We start from the raw sequence: 13068 nt of genomic DNA on the forward strand, positions 1-13068 counted from the left end.
CAGTATTTATCCTACCACAAATAAGCATTGAAAGGTATAAAAACATGCCAACCTCCTCACGCTAAACCATAAATTTATGAATTCTCAAGGAGGACGGTCCCATGTCTCGGCGAAAATGGTTAAAACCCCTGCTAGGAGCAGCTGCCGGGGTGCTTCTCATCACACTGATGCTGCCTTCCCGTGATCACCGCCATACACCGCAGCCCGAATATACGGCCAAGATGGTGCCACAGCAAGAGAAGCAACTCAAAAAAGGAATGTTGGCTTTGGACCTGTCCGCTACGGATACCCTCACACGCATGGATGCAAGGCAGGATATTCAGTACGTGATGCGGGAACTTGATGGTAAAACTGCTGATCAGAAAAGGGAATTTACCCGCACGCTACAGCAATCGCACAGTCATCTTCATACGTTACAGTGGATTCACACAAGCGACGGGAATACGAACACCTACACGGGCAGCAAAGCACAAACTCGTCTGCTCAGTCATCCTCAAATTAAAAGCAGCTTGGCTGCGGCTCGCCGTTCCGTCATGCAAAATAAATCCTACGAATCTGCTGCATTTCAGGCTGAAGGCGGTAAATATTTTGTCATGGCAGAACCATCGGCTGACGGAACATGCGGCGTTGCTGCTCTGGTCAGTCAGCAAGTATTGCGTGACGTGGAGAAGCATCAGCGGAAAAATTTACGTTTGATTCCCTACCCAAAAGAAGGCAGCTACAAAATCGAATCCGTACACCCCGACACATTGCACGATATTACTGTCAAGACGGGCCACGACAACGAAAATGCAAGCCATTATTTTGAAAATGAAATTGTCGTTCGCTTCCGTCATAATCCTGATTCACGACAACTGCAGGAAATTGCAGCAGATTTACACTGTGCGCCAGGCCGCAAGCTTGGTTATACCTATGTATTTCATTCGGATAAGATGAACTTTAAGGAACTAAAGCAATATTTTTCAAGAAAGTGGAACCCGCTTTATACGGAACCTCACTATATGTATCTAACCAATGAGAGCACACCTATCAAAGCGGACAGCTCTATTCCCAATGATTTGCTCTTTTCCCGCTATCAATGGAATCTGCCGGCAACTGAAACCAACCGAGGTTGGAAATTAAGCAAAGGCAGCAAGGACGTAATTGTCGCTGTCGTAGATACGGGAGTAGATTTGGATCACCCCGACCTAAAAGGTCAAATCCTTTCAGGTCATAACGTGGTAAACCCGTCTGAAAAGCCTTATGATGACGTCGGTCATGGAACGCACGTCGCCGGCATCATTTCTGCCCTCGTGAATAATGGTGAGGGGGTCGCTGGCATGACATGGTACAACAAAGTCATGCCGATCAAGGTACTTGACCAATCCGGCTCCGGTACGACTTACTCGGTTGCAGAAGGTATTATCTGGGCAGCTGATCACGGTGCCAAGGTTATCAATTTAAGTCTGGGCAATTACGCACAAGCTGAATTTTTGCATGATGCGATCAAATACGCCTATGATAAAGATGTCGTATTAATTGCAGCCACAGGCAATGACAATACGGAACGGCCTGGGTATCCAGCAGCGTATCCTGAAGTGTTTGCCGTTTCCGCTACAGATTCTTCTATGCACCGTGCATCCTTTTCTAACTATGGAGATTATGTAGACGTCATGGCTCCAGGTGCAAGTATTGCCAGTACGTACCCAGGGAATCAATATGCTGCACTGTCGGGCACTTCAATGGCCAGTCCCCATGTATCAGCACTTGCTGCCCTGATTCGATCCGTTAACCCCGATCTGACCAACAAAGAGGTTATGGATTTAATGAGAAGCAGCGTAATTGACTTGGGCACACCAGGGCATGACAAATATTTCGGGTATGGTCAAATTGATGTGTATAAAGCGTTGAAAGCAGCACAACGTCCATATGTTCCTTTGCAATTCTATCCACAGCATTTAAGTGACAAGTTAAAATCTATTTTGAAGAAACTGGAAACGTAAGATTCCTTATTGGAAAAAAGCAGCCATGTTGCTCCATGGCTGCTTTTTTGGGCTTTATTAACGCTTGGAACTGCTGCGAACAGGACGCTTGCTATGACTGCGAGTATGACAGCAAGGTTCTCCAGGATCCTTTATACTCACCGGAAATACGTGATGTGGTACAGGTACAATGTGCGTCTGATTAACAATTTCAATTGGATGAACCACAGGCACGACTTGTGGGAAAAATTGATGATTTACAAATTGGATCGGCGGGCACACGATCGGGTCGTAAGGGCAATGACTCATAATGTGCAACTCCTTTCGGTGAATTAGTACAGCATATTAAGAAGGCATGTGCTGTGCTTGGATGTTTACCCCCTAATACAAATATCCCTTATAAAATAGGCTTCCGTTCAACAATGACCGAATGATCAAGCAGTTCGCCCAACAAACGGCACAGTTTGTGAAGACCTGTTATAAGTGTTTCCTTGTCCACATACGAAAAAGAAATACGGATATGATTACTGTCCATACCACCTGCATAGCACACTGCACCAGGTAAAAAGGAAACGCCTTCTCGGTCAGCCAGCCGCTCCAATTCTGGAATATCAACATTAGGAGGAAGCTTAATCCACACATTTAAGCCGCCTTCGGGAGCATACCAGCTAACCTCTGGCGGAGCATAGCGCTGGAGCGTATACAATGCGACTGTCAACCGATCCCGCATTTGTTCCCGCAACCAGACAAGATGTCGATCAAGACGGTTCCTGATAAAGGGCAATAGCGCTTTTTGCGTTAATAGAGGGCTCCCCAAATCCGTAGTAGACTTGGCAGCCACCAAACGATCCATTACACTGCCAGTGGCCGCTACACAAGCTATACGGCAGCCGGGAGCAACGGTTTTGCTAAAGCTTTTGATATATATCACATGTCCGGATTGATCATGTGCCTTGATAGAGAGTGGCGGCTTTGTTTTATAGTAGAGGTCAGAAAATGGATCATCCTCAACAATGAGGCAATGATAACTTTGAGCTAGATCCAATAATTGTGTGCGTCTGGCCGTCGTTAAAGTTACTCCGGTAGGATTATGAAAGGTGGGTATCGTGTAGATCAGTTTTGGGGGATGAGTATCACAAAGACGCGTGAGGATATCGATCCGCATGCCCTGCTCATCCATCGGAATCATAATTACTTTGGCACCACGACTGGTAAATACATCAATGGCCCCCGTATATGTAGGAGCCTCCATGTAGACAACATCTCCAGAACCAACAAAAGTACGTGCCACCAGGTCAATGCCCTGTTGGGCACCACTGGTCACGAGCAGCTGTTCTGCAACAGTGCATAGGCCACGTTCGTTCAGGTGATCTACAAACACTTCCCTCAGCGCTAAATCACCTTCAAAAGTACCGTATGCTGCCATTGCATCAGGATTTCCAGAGGATAGACGTTGAGTATCAGCGATGATTTCGCGTGTAGGAAGAAGCTCCGGTTGAATTGCTGCTATATGAAAAGAATAGGGAACCTGTCTGCTATGGTTAAAGTTTCTCCATAACTGTGCGCGTGGCAAATAATCGATCAGCGACATTTGCCATGACAAATCCTGCGCTCCCTCACGTTGAACAGCTACCGAAGGCTCTGCTACATAGCAACCTTTTCCCTGTGTACAGGTAACCAGATTAATAGACTCCAGCTCAGCATATGCCTTGCTTACAGTTACGGGACTTACCGCAAGCAAACTGGACAAATGACGGACAGAGGGAAGCTTTGTGCCCTGAGGCAACAGTCCAGACTGGATGCGATCTGCTAATGTTTTGGCAATCTGTAAATATAATTTAACACTGCTATTGCGGCTGAGATCAATATGCATCGGAACCGTCCCCTCCAAAAATCAACTGTTACATTTAGACGTTTACTGTTATACTTCATTATCGATATAATACAACAAATTTCATAGTACAGTATAGAACACAGGAGATGATTGGATTGGAACACAAATTTTCGGGTATGGCTCGTACTCAGGGCTCGTCCATGGTAAGGGACATTTTAAAGCTGACACAGGGAACAGATGTGTTATCTCTGGCAGGCGGCCTTCCTGCCGATGCCTTTTTCCCCATCGAAGCTGTTGCTAAAGCCTATGAGCAGGTATTTCGCCTCGGCGGTACTACCGCTCTTCAATACGGCCTAACCGAGGGCTACATTCCTCTACGGGAACGTCTTGCAGCAATCATGTCATCCCAAGGCATCTCCGTCACCAGAGATAACATCATCATGACGACGGGCTCACAGCAGACCATTGATCTGGTTTCGCGTGTATTGCTCGATCCGCAGGATACTGTATTGGTGGAGTCCCCTACTTATTTGGCAGCTCTTCAGGTATTTAATTCCTATGGTGCCAACATTGTAAGTGTAGATACAGACTCTAACGGTATGCGATTAGAAGATCTTGAAGCCAAGATCAAAAAACATCAGCCTAAATTCGTGTATGTCATCCCAACCTTCTCCAACCCGGCAGGAAGTGTTTGGAGTATGGAACGAAGAACAGGCGTTGTTGAAATATGCCGTAAATACGGCACTTTGATTTTTGAAGATGATCCTTACGGACGTCTTAAATTTGACGAAAACCTTAACTTTCCATCCCTTTTCTCAATCGATCAACAGCTAGGTGGAGACGGTCATGTGATGTACACTTCTACATTCTCCAAAACCGTCGCTCCTGGTGTTCGATCTGGTTGGCTGGTAGCTAATCAAGCGATTGTCGTTAAAGTCGCCAATGCCAAACAATCTGCCGATCTGCACTCCAGCAGTATTGATCAACGTGCTTTGAATGAGTTATTGGACTTTTTTGACTTGGACGGACATATTCGTACTGTGTCTGCTGAGTACCATACTCGTATGCTACGTCTCACGTCGCTGATGAAAGAACGCCAATGGGAAGGAATCACCTGGAATGATGCACTTGGCGGTATGTTTATGTGGGTTACTTTACCCGAGGGATTCCGTTCTGATCGGTTGCTGCAACTCGCAATTCAGGAAGGAGTGGCATTTGTGCCTGGACAAGTCTTCTATGCTGACCTAAGTGGCAGCAACCATATGCGAATCAACTTCACGCATACGGATCCTTCCTTGCTTCCAAAAGCAGTTGACCGATTGGATCGGGCACTGAAGATGTACACAGAGGAAAGTGTTGTAAACAGCGTGCGATGATGGAGTTGGCAGGACACGTACGTGAGGCCGCTTCACGAATCATTTGATTTTACGATCGCTGTTCCCTCTGATTCGTTTGGAATTTGAATAGCATGTTGGAATCTGGGACAAAGATGTACGCCTCGCCTCTGTAGATTCAAATGCGTTTGCTACGCTGACTACGTGCCTCATTCTCGAACGGTTTTACGGTAGAGAAGTAAAAATTAGGATGAAAGCCCACAGTAATTATGCTGGGGGCTTCATTCTAAGAATGCACTATATCTGCGTAAGTACGGTATGTTAAAAAGGGTGTGCCATCATTCCCGCAGGAATATGACACACCCTTTTTAATTCAATAAATACATTTGGATTAAAGGCTTTCATGCAAACAGGTCATTTACAAAAGTTAAATTCATACTTTTTAAGGTGTTGCAGTGGGGAAAGTTTTCCGTAAGCCGGGTTCTGTGCTATTCGTGGTACAGACGGGAACTACCCTCCCACTACAAGCGACAATCATCTATCTAGGCCGAACATTGCTATCCAGCTCCAGCGACCAACCTAGACACGCCTCGGGCTAAGGCTGCTTCGCGAAGAAGCTGTGTCCCATTAGGTCTTGCTCCAGATGGGGTTTACCAGGAACGAAGTCACCAGCGTTCCTCGGGGTCTCTTACACCTCGGTTCCATCCTTGCCTGTGCCGCAAGCGGCCATCGGCGGTCCATTTCTGTGGCACTATCCTTCAACTCGCGCTGACTGGACGTTATCCAGCATCCTGCCCTATGGAGCCCGGACTTTCCTCTCGCGGCTTACGCCACCAGCGATTGTCTGTCAAACTTTCCGAACAACATTACATAGTATACAGGGAACGCGCGCATGATACAACCCTGAAAATATTGTAAAACGTATAGATCTCTGTTTACTTGCCCAAATAAAACGGATGTACCTTTCTCTGCAATGAATCATCCGCCACATAATAAGCAGACCTTCCCACGTATAGCGGGATAGAAAGCTTACTAAAATCAGGAACGTCCTCATCTAGGAACAGTTCATCATCTCGGTAGGTCTGCTGTATTTCACCGACGATCCAATCATGATCTCCATAGGTATGAATATCCACGACTTTACACTCATAAGCAAGATAAGCCTCCAGCAATATAGGCACATTGACTGAAATTCCATCCTCATATGCAATGCCAAACTGCTGAAACTTATCTACATCTTTACCACTAAAGGTACCTACAGCCTGAATCCATTCCGATCTGTGCGCAGGCAGAAACTGAATACCAAAGCCTCCGCTTTTCTCGATCAGTCCGTGAGAATATGTTTCCTTCCTCAGTGAAATGCCATACATGCCCGGTGATGATCCGATATAGGTATGCCAGCCTGAGGCCATTACATTATTTTCCTCCTCATAGCGGGAAGTAACAACAGCGACCATGCCTGGATAGGCATGAATTGCAGAATCAGCTATCAGCGTCCGCATAGAACCTCTCCCTACGAAAAAAATAATAGAACGTCTTTATTTTCTCATAGATGTTGATATTTTACAAAAATTGAAAAGGCTCGGTTTCTACCTGAGATACATGTACTTCCGTTGAATAACGACCTTCTGTCAAGCGTTTGCGCATCCATTCTGCGGTTTTAGGCTTCATAATCTTTTCAGCATTATGTCCAGGGTCAATAATAGCAATCCCCGCCATCAGGGCATCGTGAGCCGTATGGTAGTCAATATCCCCTGTGACCAATACATCAGCGCCTTTGAAAAGCGACTTATTCACATAGCGGCTGCCTGAGCCCCCAAGCACGGCTGCCTTTTTGATCATACGGTCTAAGTCGCCCACCACACGTACATGCTCGACCTTGAGACCGTTTTTCACAACATCGACAAACTCCCGTAACGTGCAGGTTTCCTTGAGCTTGCCGACCCGTCCCAAACCAAAGCTACGACCTTGCAAATCCATATGGTACAGGTCATAAGCCACCTCTTCATAAGGATGAGCCTTTAGCATCGCTTGAACAACTTTATTGCGTACACCCTGCGGTATAATGGTCTCAATACGAACCTCTTCACTACGTTCCATTTTACCCTGCTCACCCAAAAACGGCTGTGTGCCTTCACCCGGCACAAAAGTTCCATAGCCGTCAATGTTAAAGCTGCAATGGCTGTAGTTGCCGATATGTCCAGCTCCCGCCCCCAGTATGGCATCCAGTACCCGTTGATGATGTGTTTTTGGTACGAAAACAACAAGCTTGAATAATTGCTCGGTGTGAACATCCTCCAGCGTACCTTCACTTTGAATACCCAGTGCTTCAGCCATCCAGTCATTCATGCCGTCCTCAGCTGTATCCAGATTCGTATGACTGATGTAGACAGCAATATCATTCTTGATCAGTTTTTCATACAATCTACCCGCAGGCTGATCTGTGTTCAAAGCTTTAAGTGGGCGGAATATAATTGCATGATGCGCAATAATGAGGTCAGCTTTTATGCGGATTGCCTCTTCGACAACCTCATCATTAACATCCAGAGCTACTAATATGCTTTTGATTTCCTTTTGCAGACTACCCAGCTGAAGCCCAATTCTATCGTCCGGAACTGCCAAGTATTTCGGAGCCAGCTGCTCCATATAGCTAATTACTGTCTGTCCTTTGGCAAACATGCAAGTACCTCCTCTAGCTGTTCAATTTGCTTGCGCAATTGCTCCCGCTTATGCTGTGCGGATTCCTGATCTGATCGTGCCACTTGTGCCAGCACATCCTCAAGCTTGCGAATCTCCAATTTCCATTTATAAAAAAAGATTTCAGTCGGTGCTTTGACCAATAGTGGTCCGAGTTGCATCAACAAATCCGGTGTCAGTACCAGCGAACTATCGGGAATTTTCCATGGTTGATACAGCGCATCCTGTTTCAGTGGGCTTACCGAATCAGGTACTGCCGTCAGAATCTCATATATTTTCCCGTCTTCTTCCATAATATGTTCACTTGTTAGTATCCATTGATGTTCGATGAGCCAACGGCGTAAGATATCCTCTCCTACGTTAGGTTGTAGAACAAGTTGTTTCACTGAAACAAGCTTGTCTTTCCCTTGCTCTAAAATGGTAGCGATCAAGGCACCACCCATCCCGGCTATCGTAATAACATCAACTTCATCGACCTTAATTACAGCCAAGCCATCTCCCTTTCTAACCGCAATGCGATCCGTGAGACCTGCTTCGGCCACCTGCTTTTGAGCCGCACGCAACGGTCCATCATTGACTTCACCCGCCACAGCTTGCGGTACTCTGCCACTACGCACTGCGGCCACGGGGAGTAGTCCATGATCCGAGCCAATATCCGCAAGTCTGCTCCCGGCAGGAATTTGTTCCATAATATATTGTAATCGTTGAGAAAGTTTCATAACGTCACCCACGTAATCCATTTTTTTCGAGTCCAAAATAAAATTCCAACAACAAATGCCAACTTCAGTAGGCTGTAAAACACCACATCTCCCGCCGCTTGATGGCGCAGGATAATCGTGTCTGCTTCAGCCATGAATGCTAGTGTCATGCCTATAGCGAAATAAACCAAAGCGAGACGCGGAAAGCGGCGATGTACCCACCAGCTTAACCAGATCAACAATACTGCGTGCAAAATCCAAAATGCCTCAAGCATCACTAAAGTTGCTGTAGGCCAGAAGCGGCCTATAAGGATCGCGTACACTAAAAGTAGCCCAGCAATGCCACAGTAATGAAGTAAGCTGTTGCGCAAAGTTAATCCCACAAGACACCATACCACACCGCATAGGCCTACGAGCAAAAGAAACCAAACCTTAGCTTCACCTTGATGGAGCTGAATGATCCATACACCCGAACCCAACATAATCGCACTGCCTAAAGTGCTCAACATCGCGCTCATACTCTTTTCAGAAGACCGCCAAAATGCGGCCACTCCATAGCAAATCGTAGTAACTGCACTCGCCGAGAATATTTGCATTGCCAACGGAAAAGCGGTAAAATAAAAACCGATCAAACAAATGCAGGAAATAATGACAAAACCAAGAAGCCAGGCGATCCCATGCCCGTGTCTAAGATATGTAAGCAGCCCGGTGTTGTTACGGTTCTGGCTCTGCGACGGATCTTCGTCCTCCCGATACAGGTTAGACAAAAAATCGCAATATTGCTCAGGGAGCAGCCGACTTCGCCGCCAATGCTCAATTTCATGTAACAGTATTGCCCGCTTTTTCTCCTGGTCCAAGCTTCTTCCCCTCCACCAAGGCTGCCATGAGATAAAAAAAGACCTCCTGCGCGCTTCAAGCCGCAGAAGGTCCGCAATGTAACGCTTCTATTCGAGGAAATCCTTCAGTCGCTTACTGCGGCTTGGATGGCGCAACTTACGTAGCGCTTTGGCCTCAATCTGACGAATACGTTCACGTGTAACACCGAACACTTTACCCACTTCTTCAAGGGTTCTGGTTCTTCCGTCGTCCAAACCAAAGCGGAGACGCAAAACATTCTCTTCCCGTTCGGTTAACGTATCCAGTACATCCTCGAGCTGTTCCTTCAGAAGTTCATAGGCAGCCGCATCTGCAGGCGCCAACGCTTCTTGATCCTCAATGAAATCCCCCAGATGTGAGTCATCCTCTTCACCAATTGGTGTTTCCAATGAAACCGGTTCTTGGGCAATTTTCATAATTTCCCGTACTTTTTCCACGCTCAGCTCCATCTCGGCAGCCACTTCCTCCGGCGTAGGTTCGCGCCCCAGCTCTTGCAACAGTTGACGCGATACGCGAATCAGCTTGTTGATCGTTTCCACCATATGCACCGGAATACGAATCGTTCTCGCCTGATCGGCTATTGCGCGCGTAATGGCCTGACGAATCCACCAGGTTGCATACGTACTGAATTTAAAGCCTTTTTCGTAATCAAATTTTTCTACTGCCTTAATCAAACCCATATTACCTTCCTGAATCAGATCCAGGAAAAGCATTCCGCGACCAACATAACGTTTGGCAATACTTACAACCAGACGCAAGTTCGCTTCTGCCAACCGGCGCTTAGCTTCTTCATCGCCGTTATTGATCCGTTTGGCAAGCTCCACCTCATCATCAGCAGAAAGCAACGGTACACGACCGATTTCTTTCAAGTACATCCGGACTGGGTCATTAATTTTAATACCGGGAGGCAGGCTCAGATCGTCATCGAAATTAAAATCATCCCCATCATTGTTTTCCGGGTCGTCATTTTGACGCAATCTGGTAACTTCTTCGTCGTTGTCATTCACAACCTCAATCCCCAAGTCACCCAGCTGCTCATAAAACTCATCCATTTGCTCGGGGTCCTGATCAAACGGCGATAGTTTTTCCATGATATCTTTGTAGTTCAGAGAAGAACTTTTTTTACCCAACTCAATCAGTTGATCTTTAACCTGATCCAGTGTTAGTTCCGTCTCCAGTTCAGTATGCTGATCATTCGCCATCTTTCGACTCCCTCCTCCCTAGAAACATCCGACCTCTGTGTGTTCATTGTCTCTCTAGGGCTATAATCTCACTTGCAATTTGTGCTGCGCGCAGAAAGTCACCTAAGCGCTCAGCGGCTCTCATTTCTTCCCTCTTCAAATCCAGTTGCTCCTGCAATGGAAATTTTCGCACTTGATGAATATAATCATCCAAAATGTGCGGTGCCCATACGCCTGGAGCATCCATCATCATGATCGAACTTACGTTCTTCTCCAGTCGGTCGTCTTGCAAAGATGAAATAAAACGGCTTGTATCCGGTAACTTCCCTTGCGCGTAATAGGCATATAGATAAGCAGCAATTGCTGCATGATCCTCAATATTAAAGGCGTCGCCCAGATGCTTTTCTACATACTCTGCAGCTTCTAAATCCTGCATCATCCAGTGAAGCAGTCTGCGTTCAGCCACATGGTAAGCCGGCAACAGATTAGGTGTGGAGACCTGCCCTTTTTTATGCCTACCATTATTCCACCCATTTTCGTTATTATCCCCAAAGTTCTGTTTTTTTTGCAGGGATTGACGCAGTAAATTGCATTCTTGCTTCAAGGTTTCAAAATCCACCTTGACTTCGGCTGACACTTCGCGCAGATACACTTCCCGCTCGGTCGGGGATGACAGAGGTGCAATGACATTTAATGCTTCGCGGGAATACGCGATTCTTCCTTCTTCCTCTTGCAGTATATGGTTTTTTTTCAGATATATAAGCTTAAATTTCACCGTTGAAACAGCACTTTCGATAATTTGGCGCTGGAATCGTTCGCCGCCGTATTGCCGGATAAAATCATCCGGGTCCATACCGTCACTGACCAGCGCTACTTTCACGTGAAGCCCCGCATTTTCCAACAGCGGAAAATTTTTAAGCGCAGCAGCTTGTCCTGCCCGGTCACCATCATAACAAATAATGACCTCGTCGCACAGTCCTTTTAACATCGTAGCATGGTGCTCTGTTAGAGCAGTGCCCATGGCGGCCACCCCATTTTGTACGCCAGCTTCCCATGCCGAGATGACATCACCGTAGCCTTCAAAAAGAACACTTTGGCGAAGCTTGCGAATTGAGGTTTTAGCATGATGGAGATTGTACAGCGTTCGGCTCTTATTGAATAGCTTGGTCTCCGGTGAATTCAAATACTTCGGCTGTCCCTCACCAAGTATACGGCCTGCAAAGGCAATAACTTTTCCGTTGCGATTCCAAATGGGAAACATGATACGATCTCTGAATCGATCCACATATCCATCACCCTCATGCCGGGGAGAAATAAGCCCTCCCTTTTCCATCTCCACGGGATCAAAAGAACGCTTATCCAGAAACTGAACGATCGTATCCCATCGGTTGGGTGCATAGCCAATTTGAAATTGATCAATGATCTTGTCACTGAATCCTCGTGAGCGCAAGTATTCCATAGCTGGTTTGCCGTGCTCCGTATTTTTAAGCAAAAAATGGTACATCTTAGAAGTTAACTCATACGCTTGCAACAGCCTGTCCAACTCAGGATGCTGATGCGATGAATCACGTCCCTGCCATTCGCCGAGCGGGATATGACTTTCTTCTGCCATTGTCCTGACAGCTTCGGGAAAGGATAGTCCTTCGATTTCCATCATAAACTTGATGGCATTGCCTCCCGCGCCGCAGCCGTAGCAGTAAAAAATCTGACGATCCGGTGTCACGGTGAATGAAGGGGTTTTTTCGGAATGAAAAGGACAGAGGCCTTTCATATATTTCCCCTGCTTGGTCAAATGCACGTACTTGCTTACCGTATCTACAATATCATGATGTTGTAAAACTGACTCAATGATATCGTCCGGTATGTTACCTTGTCCGGCACTCATATTAACCACCTTCATCTCTTTAGCACGTAAATATAATTCGATACCGTTACTCATTCTCCTGCAAGCGAAGTAAAAGTTTTGTCAGTTTATGTTGAAAAACTTCACGATCCTCTAATGAAAACGGTTTAGGACCTTTTCCATAACGTCCTTTTTTCCGTTCTTTGGCAGAAGTATGACGTCGGTCAAGCATGAAATCTATCGAATCGTTTCGATACATAGCTCCGCGAAAAGACATCACTTCACAACCTTTTGCCAAGGCAAGTGCAGCAAGACCATAATCATTGGTGGTTACAATATCTCCGCGGCGGATATGATTGGCAATATAGAGATCGGCACTTTGGTCGCTTCGGTCTACTTTAACGACGCTTACACCTTTGCTGCCCTGAATGAGATGATCATATGAAGATACCATAATAACCTCAATATGAAAACGGGAAGCTATCTCCGCAATTTCACTTTTAACAGGACAAGCGTCCCCGTCAACAACGATCCTCACACCCAGTAAAGTTCCGGTTCCCCCCATAAGCATCCCCCATCCGCATTCGAGTAAAATACGGAACGGCTGCAAGATTACTCTTACACCGTTCCGTATATTTATACCC

The 13068-nt window shown here is 46.3% G+C and carries 11 protein-coding genes and 1 other RNA gene; 2 read left to right on the top strand and 10 right to left on the bottom strand.

The annotated features are described in order from the left end of the window. Window positions 1-101 precede the first annotated feature (101 nt). On the top strand, window positions 102-1982 hold the full coding sequence (locus NSQ57_RS16315) for a S8 family peptidase (RefSeq protein WP_318627856.1): 1881 nt from the start codon (window positions 102-104) through the stop codon (window positions 1980-1982). Window positions 1983-2039: 57 nt separating this feature from the next. Here NSQ57_RS16315 and NSQ57_RS16320 read toward each other — a convergent pair whose 3' ends face one another. Both NSQ57_RS16320 and NSQ57_RS16325 read right to left on the bottom strand, forming a co-directional pair. Beyond that, entirely contained in the window at window positions 2040-2270 is a 231-nt protein-coding gene (locus NSQ57_RS16320; protein WP_080658632.1) for a hypothetical protein, read from the bottom strand. An 88-nt stretch (window positions 2271-2358) separates the two neighbouring features. Then, a complete protein-coding gene (locus NSQ57_RS16325) occupies window positions 2359-3834 on the bottom strand; it encodes a PLP-dependent aminotransferase family protein (protein WP_029517780.1) in 1476 nt (491 codons plus the stop codon). Between the two features lie 116 nt (window positions 3835-3950). On the opposite strand from NSQ57_RS16325, the gene NSQ57_RS16330 reads away from it, so the two are divergent. Next, complete coding sequence (locus NSQ57_RS16330) at window positions 3951-5171, top strand: PLP-dependent aminotransferase family protein (protein ID WP_029517781.1); 1221 nt, start codon at window positions 3951-3953, stop codon at window positions 5169-5171. A gap of 415 nt (window positions 5172-5586) precedes the next feature. Here the strand turns inward: NSQ57_RS16330 and rnpB are convergent. The 8 genes from rnpB to NSQ57_RS16370 form a co-directional block, all read right to left on the bottom strand. Further along, window positions 5587-5985: RNase P RNA component class A (rnpB, locus tag NSQ57_RS16335), an RNA gene on the bottom strand. A 79-nt stretch (window positions 5986-6064) separates the two neighbouring features. Further along, a complete protein-coding gene (locus tag NSQ57_RS16340) occupies window positions 6065-6631 on the bottom strand; it encodes a flavin reductase family protein (RefSeq protein WP_342425028.1) in 567 nt (188 codons plus the stop codon). Between the two features lie 61 nt (window positions 6632-6692). Beyond that, the gene (locus NSQ57_RS16345; protein ID WP_342425029.1) at window positions 6693-7808 is read right to left on the bottom strand and encodes a Nif3-like dinuclear metal center hexameric protein; all 1116 of its coding nucleotides are present in this window, start codon (window positions 7806-7808) and stop codon (window positions 6693-6695) included. After that, complete coding sequence (locus NSQ57_RS16350; RefSeq protein WP_342425030.1) at window positions 7784-8545, bottom strand: tRNA (adenine(22)-N(1))-methyltransferase TrmK; 762 nt, start codon at window positions 8543-8545, stop codon at window positions 7784-7786. Before NSQ57_RS16350 ends, NSQ57_RS16345 begins: the two co-directional genes overlap by 25 nt. Further along, window positions 8542-9381, bottom strand: coding sequence for a hypothetical protein (locus NSQ57_RS16355; RefSeq protein WP_029517785.1), 840 nt, complete (start codon window positions 9379-9381; stop codon window positions 8542-8544). Before NSQ57_RS16355 ends, NSQ57_RS16350 begins: the two co-directional genes overlap by 4 nt. Before the next feature lie 87 nt (window positions 9382-9468). Continuing rightward, window positions 9469-10602 (bottom strand): RNA polymerase sigma factor RpoD, encoded by a 1134-nt coding sequence (gene rpoD / locus NSQ57_RS16360; RefSeq protein WP_007431230.1) that lies wholly within the window; start codon window positions 10600-10602, stop codon window positions 9469-9471. 43 nt (window positions 10603-10645) lie between these two features. Further along, window positions 10646-12520: a DNA primase gene (gene dnaG / locus NSQ57_RS16365; RefSeq protein WP_029517786.1), complete on the bottom strand. Its 1875-nt coding sequence runs from the start codon at window positions 12518-12520 to the stop codon at window positions 10646-10648. Further along, window positions 12513-12989 (bottom strand): YaiI/YqxD family protein, encoded by a 477-nt coding sequence (locus tag NSQ57_RS16370; RefSeq protein ID WP_029517787.1) that lies wholly within the window; start codon window positions 12987-12989, stop codon window positions 12513-12515. The genes dnaG and NSQ57_RS16370 overlap by 8 nt, the downstream gene beginning before the upstream one ends. Window positions 12990-13068 lie beyond the last annotated feature (79 nt).

Source organism: Paenibacillus sp. FSL L8-0502, assembly GCF_038593055.1.
GTDB classification, from domain to species: domain Bacteria; phylum Bacillota; class Bacilli; order Paenibacillales; family Paenibacillaceae; genus Paenibacillus; species Paenibacillus polymyxa_D.

Coding starts and splice junctions, on each gene's coding strand:
- NSQ57_RS16350 (WP_342425030.1), bottom strand. CDS start 8,545: ATGAAACTTTCTCAACGATTACAATATATTATGGAACAAATTCCTGCC.
- NSQ57_RS16315 (WP_318627856.1), top strand. CDS start 102: ATGTCTCGGCGAAAATGGTTAAAACCCCTGCTAGGAGCAGCTGCCGGG.
- NSQ57_RS16320 (WP_080658632.1), bottom strand. CDS start 2,270: ATGAGTCATTGCCCTTACGACCCGATCGTGTGCCCGCCGATCCAATTT.
- NSQ57_RS16325 (WP_029517780.1), bottom strand. CDS start 3,834: ATGCATATTGATCTCAGCCGCAATAGCAGTGTTAAATTATATTTACAG.
- NSQ57_RS16345 (WP_342425029.1), bottom strand. CDS start 7,808: ATGTTTGCCAAAGGACAGACAGTAATTAGCTATATGGAGCAGCTGGCT.
- NSQ57_RS16340 (WP_342425028.1), bottom strand. CDS start 6,631: ATGCGGACGCTGATAGCTGATTCTGCAATTCATGCCTATCCAGGCATG.
- rpoD (WP_007431230.1), bottom strand. CDS start 10,602: ATGGCGAATGATCAGCATACTGAACTGGAGACGGAACTAACACTGGAT.
- dnaG (WP_029517786.1), bottom strand. CDS start 12,520: ATGAGTAACGGTATCGAATTATATTTACGTGCTAAAGAGATGAAGGTG.
- NSQ57_RS16370 (WP_029517787.1), bottom strand. CDS start 12,989: ATGGGGGGAACCGGAACTTTACTGGGTGTGAGGATCGTTGTTGACGGG.